The following is a 23,128-nucleotide window of genomic DNA, read 5'->3' as shown; positions in this document are numbered from 1 at the left end:
TTGCACTTATTGTTAATAAAACACCCAGAATTGACCCTGAATACCTGTGCGGGAATGTAACCGTTAACCAACTTGTTTCATTGCGCACAAATATTGTGCAATGTAAATCCCCCCTGTATCCCTACTGCAAATCCCCTCACGATTGTTTGTTTTTTACCCACAAAAATGCTCATCGGGAATAATGCATAAGCAATTCATATATATAAGTTGGTTATTGCGTTCTCATTAGCCAGAGGATTGCGAAATTTGAAGCACTTCACAAAGTTCCTCAAAATACATAAATTGTTACACATTTTTTCTTCCTGAAACGGTATTGCGACATTTGTAGCACTTTCAGGCTGGCGAAACGGTTACATGGATGGAAAGATGCCTCTCAGACACAGAAAGACACCACACTAATGGCATAAGTTCCGTAAATTTTTTACAGAGTTTATTGACGGAGGTGACAGGTGTTACAAAAAAACCAATGAGGGTAATAAATAATGATGAAGCGCAATATTCTGGCAGTGGTAATCCCGGCTCTGCTCGTAGCAGGTGCTGCAAACGCAGCTGAAATCTACAACAAAGACGGCAATAAACTGGATCTGTACGGTAAAGTTGTTGGCGAACACGACTTCGTAACTAATGGCGACAGCGACAGCTCTGATGCTTCCTACGCTCAGATCGGTTTCAAAGGCGAAACTCAGATTAATGACGTGCTGACCGGTTACGGCCAGTGGGAATACCGTGCTTACGCTAACGCACCGGAAGGCAGCCAGACTAACAAAACTCGTCTGGCCTTTGCTGGTCTGAAAGCTGGCGATTACGGTTCACTGGACTACGGCCGTAACTACGGTATCGCTTATGATGTTGGTGCTTACACCGATATGGCGCCGAGCTTCTCTGGTATGACTATGTTCGGTAACTATACCGATAGCTTCATGACCAGCCGTGCTTCTGGCCTGCTGACCTACCGTAACAGCAACTTCTTCGGTCTGGTTGATGGCCTGAACTTTGGTGTTCAGTACCAGGGTAAAAATGAGTTTGATAATACTTACCAGCAGAATGGCGACGGCGTTGGCTACTCTCTGGGTTACGACTTCGGTAACGGTGTTGGTCTGATCTCTACTTACACCAACGCTAACCGTACTCTTGACCAGAAAGCTGACGGCGAAGGCAACAAGGCTGAAACTTGGGGTGTTGGTGCTAAATATGATGCCAACAACATCTACCTGGCAGCAACTTATGGTGAAAGCCACAACACGCTGTTGGATGCCAACAAAGACTTCGTAAACAAAGCTCAGAACTTTGAAGTTACTGCTCAGTACCAGTTCGACTTCGGCCTGCGTCCGGCAATCTCTTATGTTAAAACCAAAGGGAAAGACCTGGCAGCATCTGGCGACTTCAACGGTGGCGATGCAGATCTGGCTGAATTCATCCAGGTTGGCGCAACCTACTACTTCAACAAGAACTTCAACGTTTACGCTGACTACTACATCAACCTGATCGACAAAAACTCCGCTTATGCCAAAGAAGTTGGCGGCATCAACGGTAACGACGACATGGCTGCTGTGGGCGTAACCTACCAGTTCTAATTCCGAACAACATTGTTGTTATGGATATAAAAACAGGGCTTTGGCCCTGTTTTTTTTATTCCAGCCAGCACAACAGCCTGACTTTAGCCACTGGTCACTCTTTTTAAGGCAAACGGTTGGCAATTGCCTTAACTCCCGTTAACCTGATAGCGAAGTTCCCTTCTGTTACCACAATGGAAAAATGTCATGTTTGAGAACATAACTGCCGCGCCTGCTGATCCTATTCTGGGTTTGGCCGATTTGTTTCGTGCTGATGAACGCCCAGGGAAAATTAACCTTGGTATTGGTGTTTATAAAGATGAAACCGGTAAAACCCCTGTTCTGACCAGTGTTAAGAAAGCAGAACATTATTTGCTGGAAAATGAAAGCACCAAGAACTACCTCGGCATTGACGGTATTCCGGAATTTGGCCGCTGTACTCAGGAATTATTGTTTGGCCAGGGAAATGCCATCGTTACCGATAAACGTGCCCGTACAGCCCAAACGCCAGGTGGAACAGGTGCACTGCGCGTTGCTGCTGACTTTATTGCTAAAAACACCTCTGCGCCACGTATTTGGGTAAGCAACCCAAGCTGGCCTAACCATAAGAGTGTCTTTAGCGCTGCTGGCCTGGAAGTGTGTGAGTACCAGTATTACGATGCGGCTAACCATTGTCTGGATTTTGATGGCATGGTCGCCAGCTTACAGCAAGCACAGGCTGGCGATGTGGTACTGTTCCATGGTTGCTGCCATAACCCAACAGGGATTGACCCGACCGAAGAGCAGTGGGCGGCTCTGGCAAAACTGTCTGTTGAAAAAGGTTGGCTGCCTCTGTTTGACTTCGCTTACCAGGGTTTTGCTCGTGGCCTGGAAGAAGATGCTCAGGGACTGCGTCTGTTCGCGGCTCTGCACAAAGAATTGCTTGTTGCCAGTTCATACTCCAAGAACTTCGGCCTGTACAATGAGCGTGTTGGTGCCTGTACACTGGTTGCAGCTGACAGCGAGAACGCTGACCGGGCTTTCAGCCAGATGAAAATTTGTATTCGTGCCAACTATTCCAACCCGCCCGCACATGGTGCATCGGTTGTTGCCACTATCCTGAGCAATGAAGCATTGCGTACACTGTGGGAACAAGAGCTGACCGAGATGCGCGAGCGTATTCAGCGTATGCGCCACCTGTTTGTTAATACCCTACAGGAAAAAGGCGCAACAGAAGACTTCAGTTTTATTATCAAGCAAAACGGTATGTTCTCTTTCAGTGGTCTGAGTAAAGAGCAGGTACTGAGACTGCGTGAGGAGTTCGGAATTTATGCCGTGGCTTCAGGGCGTATTAACGTTGCAGGGATGACGCCTGATAATATGGCTCCGCTGTGTGAAGCTATTGTGGCTGTGCTTTAATTTCTGAACAAAACGCACCTGTAGCAATCATAGTGCTGAAACAAAAATACCCGCCAATCTGAGCGGGTATTTTTATATCTGCAGATAACTACCAGACAGGCTGTTCATCCTGCAGGAATGGGTTGTGAAGGCGTTCATAGCCCAGTGTAGAAAGAGGACCATGGCCGGGAATAAAAGTGATATCGTCGCCCAGGGGTAATAGTTTATTTTTGATTGCGGCAATCAGCTGGCTGTGATCTCCTCGCGGGAAATCGCTACGCCCTACACCACCTTTAAACAGCACATCGCCGGAAATCAGCAACTCACTTTGTTTATCATAAAATACGATATGCCCAGGTGTGTGCCCAGGGCAATGCAATACAGCCAGGTTCACGTTCCCTACACTGACGATATCGCCTTCTTCAAGCCACTGGTCTGGCGTTAACGGTTGGCAATCCTCAAGGCCAAACATGCGGCTTTGCGCAGGTAACCCCTCCAGCCAGAATGCATCTTCCTTTTGCGGCCCAATGACCGGAACATTGTAATGAGCTGACAATTCTGCGGCGGCACCAACGTGGTCAAGGTGACCGTGGGTAAGCAAAATTTTCGTTATGCTTACGCCTTGACGAGTGACATTATCAATAATGACTGACGCATCACCGCCAGGATCAACCAGAGCGGCTTGCTGGGTTTCTTCACACCAAATTAACGAACAGTTCTGCGCAAATGCGGTCACCGGAATAATGTGATAATTCATAATTCTCCACATCCGGCTGTGCCGGACTTTTACCAGTGCCTTACCGGCCCTGTATCAATATGAACAAAGTTGCTACGAGGATAATATCCTACACCACCTGCCCGCATCGACAAGGCTGCTTTGCGCACATTACTCAGGGAAACGCCTTCGATGTGGAAATCCATTGCCTGCCCTTTAGTGTGATAGCTCTGCTTTGCCACACCTTTGCTGTGCGCCCTTAGTTCATTATTGGTATCGAGGCTACGATAACCAGAAATGAGCTGCACAGGTTTTCGGGTACCCACTAAGCCTTGTAAACGATATAGCTGGTCGAAAAGTTTGGGGTCAATATCGCGAACGCGGTTAGCACGGTAATCACGGAAGAAATGGTTCAGGCGAGAAAGTTCATCTTTGATATAACGGGAACCATCGAAAAACTCTGCTTTAATGGATTCTCCGGTATTTAAATTATTCAACATCAGGATACGGGGGCGAGGAGTAGATAAGGTTGCAAATGCCTGGCCTGGTAATACGGCCGCGCCCAGTGCTATCCCGCCCAACGTCAGTAACCGGCGGCGGTTATAATCTAATTTATTCATCTGGTCGTATTCTGAAGTAAAAAAAGTAAGAAAAAGCCATTTCAGGCGCACTCAGGCACCTTACCTGGCATACAGGGAACAGTCAAGGTGGGGTAAACGGGGGAATAAGCGTAAAAACAGGCCATTTTTACGCTTCATTACATTTCTTACAACCAGAAACTGCTTATTTGCCTGGTAATTAGCGGATCAACTGTTCAGCTTTTGGCAATATTTTCGCCCCCAGAGCAGCAGTGTTGTCATAATTGTAAATATCTGTTCGATATTGTGTATGCCCATCAGCGCCGACAAATGCAGTAAGATAATACAAGCGTACCGGGATTTTATGCCTTACAGGCACATACCGGGTATCCCCTACTTTTAACGTTTGGGAAATACGTGCATCATTCCAACCTGCATCTTGCAGTAACATATTTGCCAACTCAGAAGCTTTATTCACACGAACACAACCAGAGCTCAATGCGCGCACATCGCGGTTGAACAGATTGTGATTTGGAGTGTCATGTAAATAAATAGCATCGGTGCTCGGCATATTAAATTTATACCGACCAAGGGAATTATGCGCGCCGGGCTTCTGCTGAAAACGGAATGGCAGGTTAGATGGCGTAATTGTTGCCCAGTCAACCATGAACGGGTCAATCACTGCAGCATCACTGCTCCAGCCACTCAGGACAGTGTAACCATGGCGGTCAAGATAACCGGGGTCATTCCAAACTTTTGGCAGAATATCTTTGCGCGCCAGGGTACCCGGCACATTCCATGGTGGGTTAAGTACCACGTTATTCAGCGCGCTACTCATTAACGGTGTTTTCCTGTCCGGTCGCCCTACGATAACTCGAGACGCCAACACTTCATTACCGCCTGAATAATAAGTCAGCGAAAAGTTAGGAATATTCACCATAATGGCGGTTTCCATTTTGCCAGGCAACAGGCGCAACCTCTGGATATTCAGCGCCAATAATGCCGCACGCTGAGCTGGCGAAACATTCAGCCAGTTACGTGTTGCCGGACCAACAACACCGTCATCAGCAAGGCCCTGCCATTTTTGAAAACGTTCGACTTGTGCAACCAGCGCTTTATCGTAGATATCACTGCCGGGCGTAGCGATGGATTCGCTGTTATCGCCTGCTGATGATACCGCAGAAGGGCTTACGGCTGCATTAACAGCAGTAGCGGGGGATGCTGACGGTGATAACGGGGCAACAATTCCAGCTGCGCTGTACAGACTGTCAACATCACTGAGGATCTGGCGCAGAACTAAAACATCCGGGCTACGGTCACCCGGGCGTAGTGTTTTTTTAGCCATCAATTGAGGCCAGTCAGTAGCCGAAGAAGACAACAGTTTCAGCAACGACTTGTGCATCACAGCATATTGAGGGTGCTGTGGAGCAAGAGAATCGATAAACACGGTGGTAGAACCATTACGCAAAGCATCCTGCCACTTACCAACAGCTGCGGCTGGTGGTGGTGCTAATTTGTAAGGTTTTGAGCTATATAGCCATACATTACCGTTTTTGGGCACACCTGCGACATATTGCAGGTACCCAAACATCGCATCGGATAATACAATGTCTCTTGCCATCCCTGTTACGGAAGGGTCAGTCAGCCGTTCAACCCACTGCGTAAACTGTGGCTGGATACCCGTCATCGCTACTTCAGCCAGTTGTTGCTGAAAGGCTTTTACCGCATCACGATTATCCCAAACAGGCTGCATTTGGTGTAAAGCATATAACCGAGCCAGCTCACCAAAGTAAACAGGAGTGAAGTCACCTGCAAATTGCTGCAGCGCTAATTTAGCCTGAGCAACTGATTCAGGAGTCACAGCCACTGACTGCGTATCCGTGTTGGAAGTGTCATCACCACTTACAACCTGAGGTACTTCAACCGCATTGGCATCATCGGGGATGACGGCCGGTTCATCAGCCCATAACTGTGCGCTCGTTGTCAGCCCCACAAAAAAAGATGCACTTAATACTGACCAACGGAAGATTTGCTTCGTCTTACTTTGCACGTCCCTGCCCCCTTTAATGCTATTTCATCAGGTAAATCAATTAACAACTCCTGGTGATACTTGCCCCAAGTATATAAAGAGACAGGCGGCTTGTCGCCATGATTTGTAAAGATAGTTAAATACAGGCCAGATAGCAGCATTTTTTAATGCGATAAGATAAATCAAAAAAATATCACGTGGCAAACACACCAGGTGATATTTTGCATGTAAAAAAACGGGCCGTAGCCCGTTTTCAGTTTTACTTTTTCATCTAAAAATCATGAAGCATCAGATGCTGGCGGGGCCTCATTTTGAGGCGTTTCAGGTAACGGTGGAGCAAAACCACGTAACCCCACGACATGAACATGTTCACCCTGAGCAGTCACTTTACGCATCAGTTTATATGTGGTGCCTTTTTCCGGGCTGATATTTTCCGGCGCAGCAATAATTAACTGCATTTCAAGGCGTTCACACAATTCAAACAGTGTCGCAATCGACTTCGCATCCAAACGAGCAGCTTCATCAAGGAACAACAAGCGACATGGTGAAATATCTTTTCCACGTAAGCGACGCGATTCATCCTCCCAGCTTTGAACAACCATCACGAGGATAGACATCCCGGTACCAATAGCTTCACCTGTAGACAACGCGCCACTCTCTGCACGCAACCAACCGTCAGAGCCACGGTTCACTTCCACTTCCATATCGAGGTAGTTACGATAATCCAGCAGTTCTTCACCGATGGTTTGCGGTGTACGTTGCCCCATGTCTATCTGCGGGTTAAGGCGCTGGTAGAGTTTTGCCAGTGCTTCAGAGAAGGTCAGGCGCTGGCTGTTAAACAGATCCTGATGTTGCTCATGCTGTTCGGAAAGTACATCCAGCAATGTAGCATGAGCTTCACGGATATTCACATTCAAGCGCACGCTGTTAACCTGCCCAAATGAAACACTTTGCAGCCCCTGGTTAAGCATACGAATACGGTTCTGTTCACGCTGAATCGTCTTGCGAATAATATTTGCTACGCTGCGAGAACTGATTGCCAGTTTCTGCTCACGAGAGGTCAGTTCTTCTGTTAGCCTGCTCAGCTCAATTTCCATCTGTTCAATGGCTTCAACCGGATCATCTGTGCGAATAATATCCTGACGGATACGCTCACGCAGGTGCTGGTAAACCGCCACAAAGAACTGGATCTTACGCTCCGGGCGTTTGGGGTCTTCTGACAGGCGCAACACATCCCGCAGGTGTTCGTTATCGGCTACTGCCTGGCGCAATGCCCCCAGAGCTTTATCCGACATTGAACGCAAGTCGTCACCACTCAAATAAGCCAGCTCACGGCGATGCAACCGTCGTTCAACACCGTTTTCTTTCACCAGGCGCATCACCGCGCACCAGCCTGCTTTCGCAGTCACGACCTGTTCACGAATTTCATGGTAACTGCGCTCCAGGCGGCGTAATGCCCGGGTCAGGTTATCCATTTCAGCTTCGCAGAACGTCAGTTGTTTTTCTAACTGATTACGGCGAGAACGGTTGCCAGACAACTGGTTATGCAATTCATCACGGCGGGTACGGGCTCGCTCTTCAGCACCAGCATCAGCCCGAACACCAATGTCCTGCAGTTCCTTATGCAAATCACTCAGCAGTTCGTTTTTGGTTTCCCATGAACTTTTCAGTGAAGCCAGAACCTGGTGGTATTGATTAAGCTGTGCACCATGGCTACGTAATAATTCACGGCTACGGCTGCGCTCAGATTCTGCTTGTTCAAGGCGCTGGCGCAATTTTTCATTTAAGTCGGAATTGCCACTGAGTATTTCAACCGCATCAGAGTAACTAAAGTGTGCCCGGCGTTGCACCACCTCTGCCAACGCGAAGGCTTGCTGGCGCGCCTCTGTTTGAGTACGTTTGGCATTCTCGTAGTCACTTTTCAGTTGCTCAAATTGCTCTGGGTCGCTCTGTAGTACGCTGGCAACTGGCTCCAAACGCGCCAATTGATTTCCATGTTGCTGGAAATAACGAGCAGATTCCTGCGCTTCATCAACACGCGCCTGAATCTCTTCAACACGATCAGCAAGAGTGTCATCACCTAACAAATTCGCACGAGGTAACAGACGGTTAAGCAGTGCGACACCTTCGCGAGCCTGTTCATACTGGGTTTTCTGCTGCTGGTTGTCACTCTCATGCTGTGCCAGGGTGCGTTCAATTTCGCTGCGGCGCGTATTCAGCTGGCGAATAGCGGCTTCCGGATCGTCGTCAAACGCAACAGACAAATGCTGGCCAATAAAACGGCTGAATGCCTGGTGCAGGCGTTGCGTTTTCTGCACATCGAAAGAGAGTGTGGCGAATTTTTCGGCCAGTGCTTCGCGTTCCGCATGCAAATTCTCAATACGGCTTTCACGAGCGGCACGGCCAAATAACGGCACAGAAGGGAAACGAGAGTAACGCCACTGGCGGTCGGCAATTTTCACCACCACCGCTTTTTCCAGCTCTTCAACACTGAAGACGCTGTCATCAAATGATTGTGGGTCACCTTCAATCAGGTAGAGGTCTTCAGGGCAATCCTCAAGGCCATCCAGATATTCACGTACCCGCGATAATTCGGGGACCACAATAGCATGACGGGAAGGCCCATAAAGTGCAGAGAAGTAAGGTGCGTCATCCAGCCCTACATCATCATATATTTCTGACAGTAATACACCACCGAAACGCTCAGCCAGAGCGTTCAGACGAGCATCTTCAGCACCACCGGGCTGGCTCAGGCGCTCAATTTCGTCATCTACTGCCTGTTTGCGGGCGGAGACAGAGTCACGCTCTACAACGTTTTCCCGTTCACGCTCCAGTAGTTGCTGAAGGTGCTCAGTTATCTCCTGGCCTGAAGTAAACTCTTCCCCACTTTGTTCAGACAACTGGCTCAGGCTACTTTGTGCGGCAAGCCACACTGGCGCACGCTGTGTCAATAACTGGATTTTCTGCTGGAGTTGTTCATGTTCCTGGCGCAAAGAAGAACGCTCTTCACTGGCCTGAGATACACGCTCTGACAGACTGGCAATTTTAGCTTCAAATTCTTCCTGCCAGGTTTCCAGTTCTTCGGCTAATACTTCACGACCTTGCTGACGGCTGAATTCTGCCAGCAAGCGCTCAGCATCTTGCTGTTCACGCAGGCGTTGCTCCAGTTCAGACAGGCGCATACGCAGAGCCGGAACTTGCTCGGCCTGGTAGCGTTGGTCTGCTGCATCCCGCAATAAATCACGGGCAATTTGCCAGGCGTCACTGCGGCTTACCGGCCCACTAATGGCGCAAACCAGTTTCCAGGCTTCTTCAAACTGTGCATGCGCCGTCTGTGAAACACGCATTTTCTGTTCCAGTTCAAGCAGCGTCTCGGTCCCTTCCTGCTCTTTTGCCTGGAAGGTATCAAGCCATTCATCCGCGCTTTCTACCGTTAAATCTGGCAGATGGCAGAGTTCACGGGCTCGGTTAAGGGCCTGTAATGCCTGTTGATACTGCAAGGCACGGGTTTGCTGAACGTCTAACGCTTGCTGGTAGTCGGCTAACTGGTTTTTTAGTTCATCAACTTCCAGCTCTGCGGCTTCAGCACGCGCTTCATGCTCTTCATGCTGATCCTGAGCTTCTGCCACCACCTCAGTTTGTTCTTCCAGGCGAATTTGCAGCTCTTCAAGATCAGCCTCGTAGCGCTCAATTTTTTCTTGTTGGCGCAATGCCGTCTGCACCAGATTCAGGTGATCACTTGCCGCCTGATAATCGGCTTCTAAATCACCTTCAGCGCCCGCCTGCTCAGCCAGCTCACGAGCCATTTCAACATGGCGATATTGCTCAGTTGCCAGTTGCTTACGGCTGGTAAATAATTCCTGACGTATAGCCAAAGCCTGATCAAGATGAATACGCCGTTCATTGGCGTGGCGCATATAATCTGCCGCCACATAATCTGTCGCTTCAGAAATTAAGTGCTTAAACAGATCACGGTCAGACTGCGTAACGCGAATGGCTTCCAGCGTCATTCGGTTTTCACGCAGAGCAGCTTCCATGTCCTGAAATGCTTTACGTACCCCACTGTTTTCTGGTAGCAGGTAATCACGCAAGGAGCGGGTAATGGCGCTGGAGATCCCACCGTAAAGTGAGGCTTCAATCAAACGATAGTATTTACTACGGTCCGAAGCAGAGCGCAAACGGCGCGCCACAACGCCCAAGTCGAACATAAGAGCATGGTAATCAGTAATGGAGTTAAACTGCTTGAACTGCACCCCTTCCATGGCTTCTGTTTTGTCTTTCAATTCCTGCAAGGTCAGCACTCTGGCCTGGCGAGCATTAAGCGCCTCGGTTACCAGTTGAGTGGGCTGAATCGCCATTGGCAGCCCCTGGATGGCGAAAGGTTTGATATCAACCTTACGATCACGCCCGGCAACCTGCTGCAAACGAACCCCCACCAGCACTCGCTGATGGCGTGAATTCATAACGTCCAGGAAGGAGTAGCAGACACCCGCTTTGAGTTTACCGTGCAGGCCTTTGTCACGAGAGCCGGATGTTGCGCCAGCTTCGGTTGTATTACGAAAGTGCAACAGAGTCAGATCAGGGATAAGCGCTGTGACAAAAGCAGCCATCGTGGTTGATTTCCCGGCACCGTTCCCCCCTGACAGAGTCGTAACCAGTTCATCGAGATCAAACGTTCTGGCAAAGAAACCATTCCAGTTAATCAGTGTTAGCGAACGAAACTTTCCGCGTTCAATCATTCCTGTTCATCCTCCGCTGTCTCCTGATTATTATTATCTTCCTGTTCATCATTAAGCTGCAGGCTCTGCTCTACTGGCATGGCTTCTCCGTCACGTATCATGCGTAACTGCGCTTCTCGCGCGTCATCGCCAGCACGAACATCGGCACCAAAGCGAAAAACAGACTCTGAAATGCGGAACTTGCTACTGTCATGGCCGAGGAACCAAATCATTCCCAACCTTCTTAGCCGGTTGAGTGAAGAGCGTACTTTTTCCTGTAACTTCTGCCGGTCCAGGTCCGAACCTGTAGAGCGGTTGTTAACCAGTTTTAATAGCTTGCTTTCATCCGCCAGTGACAGCAGTTCGTCGTACAGTTCTTGTTGGGTAAAGATCCCTTCATTAGCCAGCCGCTCCGGGCTCAAATAAAGGTAACAGAGGATTTTCCCTACCATCATGTCCAGCTCAGATAACACGGAGCGTGGGATAAGGGTTGTTGACCGGGGTCGGAGATAAAAGAAACCTTCAGGGGCACGAATAAGCTCTACGTTGTAACGGATGTAGAACAGTTCAAGCTCTTCCTGAAAATCCATTAAAAAGGCGTGATTATCCAGTTCATCAAGACCAATATGACGGCCAGAACGTAATTGGCTGTCAAGGGCCGGGAACAGTGGGTTGGCAATCGCCTGTGCCAGTTTTACCGGCATCGTTTGTTCAATATTTGTTGATGACATGCGCCTGCACCCTGGCTCCGTAATCATTAATAAGTTGCCACTGAGCTGGCAGCCCAGTGAAATCAGCTTCTGCTATACCCAGCCGCACAGCCTGGTCAACCACTATCCGGGCAACATCAAAATGCCGCGCACGTGGATATTGCGCCAGATATTCACGCATCACCACGCCGAGATCCAGTGGGAGGTTTCTGGTTTTGTAAACCTGCAGAGACTGCTCAATCATCGCGGCCAGTTGTTCACGAATTTCGTTGAATTCTTCAAATTCAAGGTCCACGGGTAACTCACCCATGACCTCATCATCCCGCAAGGACATCTCCTCATCACGCATATCGAATAGACGATCGGCGTTGGCATAAGTCAGCGCCCAGGGCGAATCGAAATAATTTTGTACCGACTGACGTAAACGCTGGGCGAAAACCCGGTTTTTATCCATATCGATAGCTGTTCGAATAAATTTATGGATATGGCGGTCATAGCCTATCCATAAATCAATCGCCTGTTGCCCCCAACTGACGATACGGTCGAGCTTGCTCTGTAAGTCGAAAATTAAACGCTCTATAAAACCCAGATCATCCTGCCCAAGGATAGCGTCCTGAATCTGCAGCAGGTTAGCCTGCAGTTTATCACCCGCGGCTTCCAGCGTATCTTGCAATTCACGCAACGTACCGGATGTTTCAGAAAGTAATAGCTCACAACTGGAAATTGCTGCTCGCCAGTCTTTATTCAGCAGTTGAGCAATATCATCTTTCACCTGTTGTTGTTGCTCATCCATAATGCGCTGAGTTAAATCAATGCTGTCGAAAATCTCCGCCACAGAATATTTCAAGGGAGCAAACACATTACGGTGCCAGTGGAACTCGTCACCACCTTCATCTGCAGCATCTGCCGCACGTTTGAGCTCCCCTGCCACAATGGACAATTGCATAGACAACCGTAACGTTGAAAACTCACGTTGGCGGATATAATAATCTGTAATACCAATCCCAAGAGGGGTTAAACGATAGATGGCATTGCCTTCTGCCTGCTCACTGGTAAACCGGTTGATTAAGCGTTGGCGTACCATATCGTTGATGGCATTGTTTGCACGCATGACTACAGTTTCACTGGCTTGCTCAAATGCTTCGCTAACATAACGAAATGCATCTACCAGTTCGCCTTCACTCATTTCCCCTTCCAGCCGCTCACCATTGAGTGTGGCGATTGCCAGCAAAAACGCCAGCCGGTCGACAGGCAGTGAAATTGAAAAGTCATTCTTTCTGGCCCAGGCAACCAGTTCAGGTACTGTCTGGGAAAATTCACTCATAGTTTATCCTTGGCTTCTGGCTTTTGTGCCGTCACATGAATATACCGCCCAAGGCTTACCCAGGGCTCCTGACGACAAAAGCGAGTTTCCAGCTCCAGCAGTTCTTCAAAACAGTCTTGCTGCTGGTGTTTTTCCCGCAAGTAATCATGAAATACCCGCACACCGGTTTTACGGGTAATTTTCCAGCCAATTTGCTCCAGCCAGAGGTAAACGCTTTCTGGCTTTAATGGGTGATCTGGCGAAAGCGTGCGCTTTTTACGTTTTGGCATACCCGCCGCCACATAGGCAAAATTCCCGGCGACCATGTTATGCATAAGTAGACCATTCGCGTTATAAAACATCAGCGAAAACACCCCTCCAGGAGCAAGGCATTCCCACAGTTTCGCCAGAACTTGCTCGGGTTCTTCTATCCATTCAAGAACAGCATGAAACAATATCAGATCAACCGGGGAATCCAAATGTTCGCGCACCTGTTGCACTGCCGATTGTACAAAATGCATGTTACCGCTCACACCTTGCTCCCTGGCAAGCGCTTCTGCCCGGCTAATCATTTCGCCGGAGAGATCACACAGCAGTACCTCATGGCCCATTGCTGCCAATTTACATGCTGTTTGCCCTAGCCCGCCGCCCGCGTCCAGTATTCGCAACTTACGCGTGCCAAACCCTTGCAGAATACAATCCAGATCCTGCCAAAGTATGGCCTGGCGCAAACGGCCTTTACTGGTGCCGTAAATGTTGCGTGAGAATTTCTCCGCGATGTCATCGAAGTTACGATCAGACACGAACTTGCTTCCTCCCGCTAAACGGGCAAATGGCAAAACCCTTATTTTGTCACAGCCGCAAGGATATTGAAGCTCTCTGGTGTAAGATCATTCCTGATCAACGGTTATATGGTCAAAAAGGATGCAGAATAATGCTTTTTACCCTTAAAAAATTCATTGGCGGCATGTTATTACCTCTGCCGCTTTTTCTTTGCATAATGGCTGTGGCACTTATTTTGCTGTGGTTCACCCGCTGGCAAAAAGCAGGCAAGGTTATCATGACTGTAGGTTGGGCAGGGTTATTACTCCTGAGCCTGCAACCTGTCGCAGACCGGTTATTACGCCCTCTGGAAACCAGCTGGCCGACATGGCAAGGCCCGGTGACTGTTCACTATATTGTGGTTCTTGGCGGGGGTTATACCTGGGATCCTAAGTGGGCGCCCAGTTCCAATTTGATTAATAACAGCCTGCCGAGGGTAGCTGAAGGAGTAAGATTGTGGCTGAAAAACCCGGATGCAACACTGATATTTACTGGAGCACCTGCGCAGGGAAACCCGGTAAGTACAGCAGAAGCTGGGGCGCGCGTCGCTGAAAGCCTGGGGGTACCGCGCAGCCATATCATGACGCTGGACCAACCAAAAGACACCCAAGAGGAAGCGGCAGCAGTGAAAAAGGCTATCGGCCAACAGCCTTTTATTTTGATAAGTTCAGCATCTCACTTGCCAAGAGCCGTGATTTTCTTTCACCAACAAGGGCTTAATCCACAACCCGCGCCAGCGAACCAAATGGCTATCAGCGCCGACCTGAACCCGTGGGAGAAAATAATTCCATCGCCATTATGGTTGATGCACAGCGACCGTGCCGCTTATGAGAGTTTGGGGCGCATCTGGCAATGGCTTAAGTTTTTAGGTCACCCAAGGCAATAGTTCTTTACGGGCTTTATCAAAAGCTGCCCGATTCATACGGCCGGTGCTGAGTAACTGGCTGACTTCATCCCACAAAACGTACAACCAGCGCCGCCATAAAAAGGCCTCATCAACCGGGGCCTTTTGCTGGTAGTGCCAAAACAGGCTTTCAGACAACCCAGACTCATTAAGGCGGAACAGATCAAATTCGCGCGGAGCCCACAGCATAATACCGGGGTTGAGAATAGCGAGAAGTTGATCGGTTCTTGAATCTTTCAGCATACTGCGCAAGGTGAAGTTGCCATGCACCAACACGCAGTTATCGGTGAAGCCAGCAAAAAGACCGGGTAAGTTTTCTTTTGTACGGAGCAGAATGGCTTTGTCTTGCATGCTCAGGCCAGTATTGGTGAACTGATTCAGTGTGCTCCATAACACTTCGATGCGTTGGCGGTACCAGGATGGCCAGTGGTTTTCTTGGGTATTATCAACAGTACCCACACAACCCCGGCTATCTTGTCGGTGCCATGCCAGGAGCCCTTCGACAATCTGGTCTTTCAACTGCGTCCAGCGTTCTGGTGTACGGGTAGGCGCTTCAACCGGCATCCCTCTTAACCGCTCCATCAGGAGTACATCCGGGCCGGGTTGCTCTTCGTGAGAGATAATGCCGTATACCACTGGCATGCGAACTGTGCCTGTACGGGCTAATAAAGAGATTTTGCTTGCCATCTGCGACGCCATACCCGGTGAACTGTAGCTTTTCGCCAGCAGAGGTAAAGCATTACCCGTACTGTCATAAAGGGACCACAAGGCGGTATCTGGCTTTTCACTGATACATTCAATGCGACTTAATCGTTCACCCAACAGATGGCTTAATTCTGCACGTAGTTGCTGCATATTGACCTGCCCATTGAAAAACCGCTTTAGTAATAATGAGCCCCATAAACAGGGATGTCACTTTTCCAGATCAATTTACGCGCAGAAAAGAGATGAAAATTTGAAGGGATTGTATTGCATAGGGAATTTATATTGAAACGTGGCGGCGAGTACCGCCACGAAATAATCACTGGCGGAATACAGCCCGCACATGTTCTAAATCTTTTGGTGTATCAACACCCGTTCCTGGAACTTCTTTCGCAACCGCAACATGAATTTTCTCGCCATACCACAGTACCCGTAGTTGCTCGAGCATTTCGATATTTTCCAGTTGTGATGGTTCCCAGGTTACATAACGGCGAATAAACCCGGCACGGTAAGCATAAATTCCAATGTGGCGTAAAAAACAATCGCCAATGCTCTCTTTGGACTGAGCAAAACGGTCGCGCTCCCAGGGAATAGCCGCTCGCGAGAAATAGAGAGCATGCCCTTTGGCATCCATCACTACTTTAACCGCATTGGGATTAAAGGCTTCCTCAGCCGAATCGATAGGTACAGCCAGCGTCGCCATACCAGCATCACTGGCTGCCAGATTATCTGCAACCTGACGGATAATAACTGGCGGTATTAGTGGTTCATCACCCTGCACATTGACAATAATAGTGTCATCAGCAAATGCGCATTTTTCGATGACTTCGGCCAGGCGTTCGGTTCCAGAGTGGTGGTCAACACGAGTCATGCAAACTTCGCCGCCAGCAGCCTGCACTGCAGCAGCGACATCAGCATGGTCAGTCGCAACGATAACCCGTTCAGCGCCCGATAACCGTGCCTGCTCAAGTACCCGAACCACCATGGGTTTGCCCGCAATATCCACCAGCGGTTTGCCAGGCAAACGGCTGGAAGCATAACGCGCAGGGATAATGGCGACAAAACTCATACACCAGCCTCGTCATTTTCTAACGGATGCGCTGCTGTTTCGAGCAAGACAGGAATACCTTCATCGATTGGGAAAACCAGACCATCCACTTTACAAATAAGGGTATGCTTTTCCTGATTAAAATAGAGTTTGCCCTGGCAAACCGGGCAGGCGATGATTTCAAGTAAACGGTGATCCATATTTCCTCCGTCATGGATCCGAAAAATTATGCTCAGCATACCATAATTGGCTTTGAAGGTTAGTTGGTTTGCATGTTCCGCGTTTTCAGGCTGGCGAGCGCTGGCGGCAATTGCCCTAATGTTATCTCTGTCGCTCCCTGCCAGCTGGCAAAATCAACTAATGCCTGCCAGACTCCCTGCTCCAGGTGCTGGCTATTGCGAATTCCTTCCTCCAGCCATAGTGTCATCACTTCCAGCACGCTGGTTTTGCGGTGCATTTTGGCATCCATACGCCCCACAATCTGGCCCCGATGTAAAATGGGCAGCACAAAATAACCGTACTGTCTTTTTGGCGCGGGCGTATAGCACTCGAGCCGGTATTCAAACTGGAATAGCTGTGAGGCTCGGCGCCGGTCCCACACTACCGGGTCAAATGGAGATAACACTGTTGAATGGGTAGCATACAAACGCCCCTGCTCCGCCTGCGGCAATAGAGATAACAGGCTGTTATCGAGCCACATTGTTCCTAAGTCTTCCACTTCAACTCGCGTAACAAGCTGCTCTTCCTGCCAACGTTCCGTCACTGTGTTTGCCTGAACATTTTTAAGCCGGTAGTAATCGGCAAGCCAGGCCGGTTTAAAAATACCGAGGCACTGCGCGCTGCGTGACAGCATCACTCCTTCGGCTTCACTTTGGGTTAACCCTTGCTGTGCGTCATCCCAACCGGGCATGATTCTGTGTGTCAGGTCGTACACACGTTGGAAATTATGGCGTGATGCCACCATCACTTTCCCGGCAGTGAATAATCCTTCGAGGTGCCGCTTATGCGGTTTCCACTCCCACCACCCGCTTTTCCCGAGCCTGGGGTGAGCAAAATCCGCCGCCCGCACGGGCCCATTTTCGGCCATCCACGCCAGCAGTTCCGCTATCTCTTTTTCATGGGCAGCCATCCACTCAGCGGAATATTTCCAGCCCATCTGATGTGGGTTAAGCATTCGATGACGTATCAGTGCAAAGTCTTCTTTCGGCAGGAAACAGGCTTCATGAGCCCAGTATTCAATCAATTCACCACGCGACAGTGCGGCTTCCAGCCAGGGAAAAGGGAAGCGCCCCAATCGACTGAACAACACAATCCACGGACTGCGGGCAACGATATTAATCGTATCTATCTGGAGTAAGGCCATTTGGCGTATGGCCCGGAGAACATCAGTAGGTGCTGCACGCTTGCAGGGTTTATTTAGTAGCCCCTGCGCTGCAAGGTGCAAATGGCGGGCTGCTTTGCGGGAAAGATAGACCTGAGACATGTTGCCCCTTATTAATCAGAAGATGGCGGCACATGTTCAGGGTGCCATCCGAATTATCTCCTGCAGAAGTTTGTCAGCACCTGCTCCGTGCATTTGCGCATCAACCGGCAAATACCACCAATTATCATGGGCAAAACGGCGGCATTTTACTGCATCTTTTTCAGTCATTATCAGTTGCTGGTGGCTACCAAGTAAACTTTCGACCTGTGCACTGTTAAGTGACTGGTGATCCGGTAGTGAAATTCGTTTTGCCAGTTTCGCACCTTGCTGTTCAAGTGTGGTAAAAAAACGTGGTGGATGACCAATACCGGCCATTGCTACCAGATCATCCAGAGCAGCGACTGGCTTTTCTTCCCCTGTGACCAGGTTCACAGCTAACCCAGGGGCAAGATGCATGGCGATTTCCCCCTGCTTTGCCTGGCCACCATTAACAATAACCGCATCTACAGTTTTCAGGCGAGCAGTGCGTTCACGCATTGGACCGGCTGGTAGCCACCAGCCATTGCCAAAACGACGAACACCATCCACAACCACAATCTCTTTATCGCGGCCCAACGCGTAATGCTGCAAGCCGTCATCCGTCACAACTATCTGCACATCCGGATGTCGGGCGATTAAAGCTTTAACTGCCTCACTACGCCGTGGCGCCACTGCAACAGGTGCTCCAGTGCGTTGGTAAATCAGTACTGGTTCATCCCCCGCTTGCGCCGTGTCTGTATCCGGACCGACAAGCAGAGGGTAATGGCTGGATTTTCCACCATACCCGCGGGAAACTACTCCGACACAAACCCCATTCTGCTGTAACTGCTCAACTAACCATATAGCAACCGGAGTTTTACCATTTCCCCCGGCAGTAAGGTTGCCAACCACAACAACAGGTACCGGCGCTTTCCAGACTTTGCGAAGCCCAATACGATAACTGAGCCGGATGCAATAGCTTACCAGCCCATATAGCCAGGATAATGGCAACAACAACCGCCAGAGTGGTGATTCACCAGACCAGATACGGGAAATCATTCGCCGAACTGCATCCGATGAAGTTGTGCGTATACACCCGCTTTTTCGATCAGGACACGGTGTGCACCGCGCTCTACAATGCGCCCGTCTTCTACCACAATGATTTCATCTGCCTGTTCAATAGTAGACAAGCGATGTGCTATCACCAGCGAGGTGCGGTTCTTCTGCAGTTCATCAAGAGCTGACTGAATAGCACGCTCAGATTCAGTGTCCAGTGCAGAGGTGGCTTCATCCAGGATAAGTATTGGGCTGTTACGCAACAACGCCCTGGCAATAGCGATACGTTGGCGCTGGCCACCGGAGAGTAAAACGCCATTTTCGCCAATCACCGTATCAAGCCCGTTATCCATCTTACTGATGAAATCCATTGCATAAGCCATTTTCGCTGCCTGCTCTATATCCTGACGTGTGTACTGTTCAGAACGAGCGTAAGCAATGTTATTGGCGATGGTGTCATTGAATAAATGTACATTTTGGGAGACCAGAGCAACCTGGTCACGTAATGATGCAAGGGTATATTCACGGATATCGTGACCATCAATAATAATTTGGCCTTCATCAATATCGTAAAAACGCGTAATAAGACTGGCTATGGTGGACTTACCTGAGCCTGAACGCCCTACCAGTGCAACGGTTTTACCTGATGGAATGGTCAGGCTGATATCACGCAGAGCTGGAACATCACGGCCTGGGTAGGTAAAGGTTACATTACGAAACTCAATATCCCCCGTTGAGCGCTCAATCACTTTTGTGCCGTCATCTTTTTCCTGCTCGCTGTCCAGAATAGAAAACAGTGTTTGGCAGGCGGCCATCCCACGCTGGAACTGTGAGTTCACATTTGTCAGGGATTTTAATGGGCGCATCAGTGCAATCATGGAAGAGAACACAACGGTAATGGTCCCGGCAGTCAGGTTTTGCATAACGCTTGGGAAACTTGCCGCATACAGAACGAAAGCCAGTGCAAGAGAAGCAATAAGCTGAATGAGTGGGTCCGAAATGGAGGAAGCAGAAACCATTTTCATCCCTTGTTGGCGCATCCGGTTACTCACCTTGTTAAACCGTTCACGTTCAACCTGCTGCCCACCAAAGATTAATACTTCTTTATGGCCTTTCAGCATCTGCTCTGCACTGGTTGTCACCTGCCCCATGGTATTCTGCATACTTTTACTGATACTGCGAAAGCGTTTAGAGACGATGCGAATAGCCATAGAAACAATAGGAGCCAGCACGATGAGGATCACAGATAGTTGCCAGCTGTAGTAAAACATCATGATAAACAGACCAATGATAGAGGCCCCTTCACGAACCACGGTAATGAGCGCGCTGGATGAAGAAGAAGCAACCTGCTCCGAATCATAAGTAATGCGCGATAACAGTGTACCCGTAGATTGTTTATCAAAAAAAGAAACAGGCATCCCCATCATGTGGTTGAACAGGCGGCGTCGCATGTTCATCACAACCTTACCAGAAACCCAAGAAATACAATAACTTGAAACATAGCTACTGATACCACGTAGCAGCATTAAGCCAATAACTACCAACGGCATCCACATCAACACGGAACGGTCGGTCTTACCAAAACCATCATCCAACAGGGGTTTCAGTAGCGATAACATGAAAGTATCGCTGGCTGCGTTGGCCACCAACGCTACACCCGCCACAATCAGACCTAATTTGAACGGAGCAATTATCGGCCAAAGCCGCCGGAAGGTCTGTAAGGTGGAGAGATCTTTATCGATATGCATTCAATATTAACCAGCACTTGTTGAAATAGCCGCATATTCTACCTGTTATCTGGCCTCACGCCAAACCAGCGATGATACCATGGGGTGAAAAAGCGGGCCCTCTGTGCAGAAATTCGCCAACCTGAAAACGAAAAACTGACACTCACCTGCCCATGCAAAGCGGTGTCATACCACTGGTAGCCATTCTGTTGGTAGCGTTCGACAACTGCTGGCGATGGCATATTCCATGGGTTATAACGCGCTACTGAAGCCAACGCTACTGAGCCTTCTGCACGCTTGACAAGGCGTACTCCGGAAGAGCTTTTACTACCATGATGTGGCACCTGGACGATATCGGCTTTCATGGAATTCGGGTTTTTAGTCAACAATAACTCAGCAGGTAACTCAAGGTCACCAGTTAACAACACTCGATGAATACCATCACTCACACTCACAACGCACGAGCGGTTATTCTCGCTACCCTGATATTGCTGTGGGGGCCAAACAACATCAAATGACAGTCCCTGCCAGTACCAGCTTCTGCCCTGATAGCAATGATAAGCCCCAGGATGCAGGCCATTACGCCACTGAGTTATCCCCGGCCACTTTGCCTGAATTGCAGCCAGCCCCCCATTATGGTCAGTATGCTCATGGCTGATAATCACCCCTTGAGGTACAAGGTTATGCCAGTCAAGCCAGGGTAAAATAATCTGCTGCCCGGTATCACCACCTTCCCACCGGTTGCCTGTGTCATACAGAAAAGCATAGCCATTACGCTCAATAACCATTGCCAACCCATGGCCGACATCCAGCATATGGACTTGCCAGCTATTTTGATTCTTATGCCCCCACCAGGGAGTGCAAATAACGACAAGCACAGCAGCACACGTAAATGGCGAATAGCGCCACCACCGCAACCGCAGTATGATCACCATGCACCAGGGCACAAAAGCAACAGCGCTCATCCGCCAGTCCACGGGTAACCACCCATCAGGCAGCATAGCCAGTACCCCAAACAGCACGCCCAGTAGGACATCCACCCACTGCCATATTAAATCGGGCGCCATAAAAATATTTGCCAGCAGGCCCAAAAATATTAAGGGAACGATAAGAAAGGTTACTATAGGTACAGCAACAAGATTAGCAGGCAGTGAGGTGAAAGATATCCCCTGGAATAAGGGAACTTGTAGTGGTAGTAGCAGCAGGCTCGCACCACATTGCAGGTGGAACATAGCCACAACGAAACGCACTCTTCTACTCTTTTTTGCTCCGTTTAACGGTTGCCACTGACACCAGAAAATTAAGGCGCTGACAGCAAAGGCTGATAACCAAAAACTGTCGGAAAGTAACGTTAGTGGGTCGAATAATAAAACACAGGCCAGGCATACAACCAGAACATCCCATGCCCCCCACTGCCGCTGATATAAGCGAATGATCCCCCACGTACTAAGCGCTATCAGGCTGCGTACCGCTGGTGGGTTTCCGCCACTCAACCAGGTATACCCTGCTGCACAAATTATACTGGTAATAATGGGAAACGATGGTCGAATCCAGTGAGCCGGCAGGAAAAACTGAATCAACCGCGCCAATAACCAACCCGCCCCACCAGCCTGAGCTATGTGCAACCCGGAAATAGCCATCAGGTGAGCAGTTCCGGTCTCTCGCAATATTTGCCTGACATTTGCTGAAACAGAAGCTCGCTCGCCAAAAGCCAGTGCATGAATGACTGGCTTCCAAACGAAATGTGCCGTTTGTTGTTCTACCCTGTGAATCAGAGCACTACGTAGTGAACAAGTGGGCTTGATAACCTGAACACCCGCCATGCGTCCTGATAACACGAAGCCATTCGCCAGTGCCGAACGCTGCCGTGAATAACCTCCAGCATTATATTGCCCATGCACTGGCCTCAGCGTGCCACTAACCTGCCAAATCTGCCCGGGGCAAGGCTGAGATTCAGGTAGAACCCCATACAGTGTTACACCAGGAGCAAACAGTATTTTTTCACTCCCCCATTGCACAACTTTACCCTGATGCCGTTCTCCCTGAGTGCTGATAATTCTGACCAGGAAAGTCTCCCGTTTACCACTCATTTCGGCCATCGTTGTTAAGGCCGTTTGCGCGTGAAATAGCGCCCAGCTCAACGCAAGTGCGCAGCAGGCACAATAACGCCATATCAGAGAATGTTTTCCCAAAAACCCCCATACTCCAGCGCAGGTACACGCAAGAATAAGCCAGAATGGAGGAATGGTTGGCAACCAAAGTAATGGGCTTATCCCTGCCAAAATCCAGAGACTGAGTTTGGGTAATTGCAGCACAATGTTCTCCTTGTGCTGCCAGTTTGCCAATACAGAAAGAAAAACCCATAGCCAGTTGCCATTTATGAGTACAGCCTTCCTGAATAAAGCGAGGTTGCAGCAACACTGGATATTTTGTGCGATGCCCACA

At 49.3% G+C, this 23,128-nt stretch carries 18 protein-coding genes; 3 read left to right on the top strand and 15 right to left on the bottom strand.

Annotation, left to right across the window (positions count from 1 at the left end; all coding sequences use genetic code 11):
- Window positions 1-482 precede the first annotated feature (482 nt).
- Complete coding sequence (locus LC084_RS03960) at window positions 483-1,574, top strand: porin (RefSeq protein ID WP_319004391.1); 1,092 nt, start codon at window positions 483-485, stop codon at window positions 1,572-1,574.
- A 186-nt stretch (window positions 1,575-1,760) separates the two neighbouring features.
- On the top strand, window positions 1,761-2,951 hold the full coding sequence (locus LC084_RS03955; RefSeq protein WP_226569544.1) for an amino acid aminotransferase: 1,191 nt from the start codon (window positions 1,761-1,763) through the stop codon (window positions 2,949-2,951).
- An 88-nt stretch (window positions 2,952-3,039) separates the two neighbouring features.
- On the opposite strand, the gene LC084_RS03950 is transcribed toward LC084_RS03955, so the two are convergent.
- From LC084_RS03950 to cmoM, 7 genes are all read right to left on the bottom strand, one after another.
- Window positions 3,040-3,687, bottom strand: a complete 648-nt coding sequence (locus tag LC084_RS03950; RefSeq protein WP_226569542.1) for an MBL fold metallo-hydrolase — start codon at window positions 3,685-3,687, stop codon at window positions 3,040-3,042.
- 29 nt (window positions 3,688-3,716) lie between these two features.
- Window positions 3,717-4,265 (bottom strand): YcbK family protein, encoded by a 549-nt coding sequence (locus LC084_RS03945; RefSeq protein WP_226569540.1) that lies wholly within the window; start codon window positions 4,263-4,265, stop codon window positions 3,717-3,719.
- Between the two features lie 178 nt (window positions 4,266-4,443).
- Window positions 4,444-6,216, bottom strand: a complete 1,773-nt coding sequence (ldtD, locus tag LC084_RS03940) for a L,D-transpeptidase (RefSeq protein ID WP_449826307.1) — start codon at window positions 6,214-6,216, stop codon at window positions 4,444-4,446.
- 314 nt (window positions 6,217-6,530) lie between these two features.
- Complete coding sequence (mukB, locus tag LC084_RS03935; RefSeq protein ID WP_226569536.1) at window positions 6,531-10,991, bottom strand: chromosome partition protein MukB; 4,461 nt, start codon at window positions 10,989-10,991, stop codon at window positions 6,531-6,533.
- The gene (gene mukE / locus LC084_RS03930) at window positions 10,988-11,701 is read right to left on the bottom strand and encodes a chromosome partition protein MukE (RefSeq protein ID WP_226569534.1); all 714 of its coding nucleotides are present in this window, start codon (window positions 11,699-11,701) and stop codon (window positions 10,988-10,990) included. The genes mukB and mukE overlap by 4 nt, the downstream gene beginning before the upstream one ends.
- Entirely contained in the window at window positions 11,682-13,004 is a 1,323-nt protein-coding gene (gene mukF, locus LC084_RS03925) for a chromosome partition protein MukF (RefSeq protein ID WP_226569532.1), read from the bottom strand. The genes mukE and mukF overlap by 20 nt, the downstream gene beginning before the upstream one ends.
- Window positions 13,001-13,786: a tRNA uridine 5-oxyacetic acid(34) methyltransferase CmoM gene (gene cmoM / locus LC084_RS03920; protein ID WP_226569531.1), complete on the bottom strand. Its 786-nt coding sequence runs from the start codon at window positions 13,784-13,786 to the stop codon at window positions 13,001-13,003. The genes mukF and cmoM overlap by 4 nt, the downstream gene beginning before the upstream one ends.
- Before the next feature lie 131 nt (window positions 13,787-13,917).
- Between cmoM and elyC the strand changes: the two genes are divergently transcribed.
- On the top strand, window positions 13,918-14,691 hold the full coding sequence (elyC, locus tag LC084_RS03915) for an envelope biogenesis factor ElyC (protein WP_226569529.1): 774 nt from the start codon (window positions 13,918-13,920) through the stop codon (window positions 14,689-14,691).
- On the opposite strand, the gene LC084_RS03910 is transcribed toward elyC, so the two are convergent.
- The 8 genes from LC084_RS03910 to LC084_RS03875 form a co-directional block, all read right to left on the bottom strand.
- Window positions 14,671-15,564: a YcbJ family phosphotransferase gene (locus tag LC084_RS03910; protein WP_226569527.1), complete on the bottom strand. Its 894-nt coding sequence runs from the start codon at window positions 15,562-15,564 to the stop codon at window positions 14,671-14,673. The two genes, elyC and LC084_RS03910, sit on opposite strands and share 21 nt — an antisense overlap.
- 166 nt (window positions 15,565-15,730) lie before the next feature.
- A complete protein-coding gene (gene kdsB / locus LC084_RS03905) occupies window positions 15,731-16,480 on the bottom strand; it encodes a 3-deoxy-manno-octulosonate cytidylyltransferase (RefSeq protein WP_226569525.1) in 750 nt (249 codons plus the stop codon).
- Complete coding sequence (locus LC084_RS03900) at window positions 16,477-16,659, bottom strand: Trm112 family protein (protein WP_036107787.1); 183 nt, start codon at window positions 16,657-16,659, stop codon at window positions 16,477-16,479. The genes kdsB and LC084_RS03900 overlap by 4 nt, the downstream gene beginning before the upstream one ends.
- 59 nt (window positions 16,660-16,718) lie before the next feature.
- On the bottom strand, window positions 16,719-17,942 hold the full coding sequence (locus LC084_RS03895) for a winged helix-turn-helix domain-containing protein (RefSeq protein WP_226569523.1): 1,224 nt from the start codon (window positions 17,940-17,942) through the stop codon (window positions 16,719-16,721).
- A gap of 36 nt (window positions 17,943-17,978) precedes the next feature.
- Window positions 17,979-18,959 (bottom strand): tetraacyldisaccharide 4'-kinase, encoded by a 981-nt coding sequence (gene lpxK / locus LC084_RS03890; protein WP_226569521.1) that lies wholly within the window; start codon window positions 18,957-18,959, stop codon window positions 17,979-17,981.
- The gene (msbA, locus tag LC084_RS03885) at window positions 18,956-20,704 is read right to left on the bottom strand and encodes a lipid A ABC transporter ATP-binding protein/permease MsbA (RefSeq protein ID WP_226569519.1); all 1,749 of its coding nucleotides are present in this window, start codon (window positions 20,702-20,704) and stop codon (window positions 18,956-18,958) included. Before msbA ends, lpxK begins: the two co-directional genes overlap by 4 nt.
- A gap of 38 nt (window positions 20,705-20,742) precedes the next feature.
- Complete coding sequence (locus LC084_RS03880) at window positions 20,743-22,773, bottom strand: DNA internalization-related competence protein ComEC/Rec2 (RefSeq protein ID WP_226569517.1); 2,031 nt, start codon at window positions 22,771-22,773, stop codon at window positions 20,743-20,745.
- Window positions 22,763-23,104, bottom strand: a complete 342-nt coding sequence (locus LC084_RS03875; RefSeq protein WP_226569514.1) for a hypothetical protein — start codon at window positions 23,102-23,104, stop codon at window positions 22,763-22,765. Before LC084_RS03875 ends, LC084_RS03880 begins: the two co-directional genes overlap by 11 nt.
- Window positions 23,105-23,128 lie beyond the last annotated feature (24 nt).

It is taken from the genome of Mangrovibacter yixingensis (assembly GCF_020523985.1).
Classification (GTDB): Bacteria; Pseudomonadota; Gammaproteobacteria; order Enterobacterales; family Enterobacteriaceae; genus Mangrovibacter; species Mangrovibacter yixingensis.
This window is presented reverse-complemented; position numbering and strand designations above follow the sequence as displayed.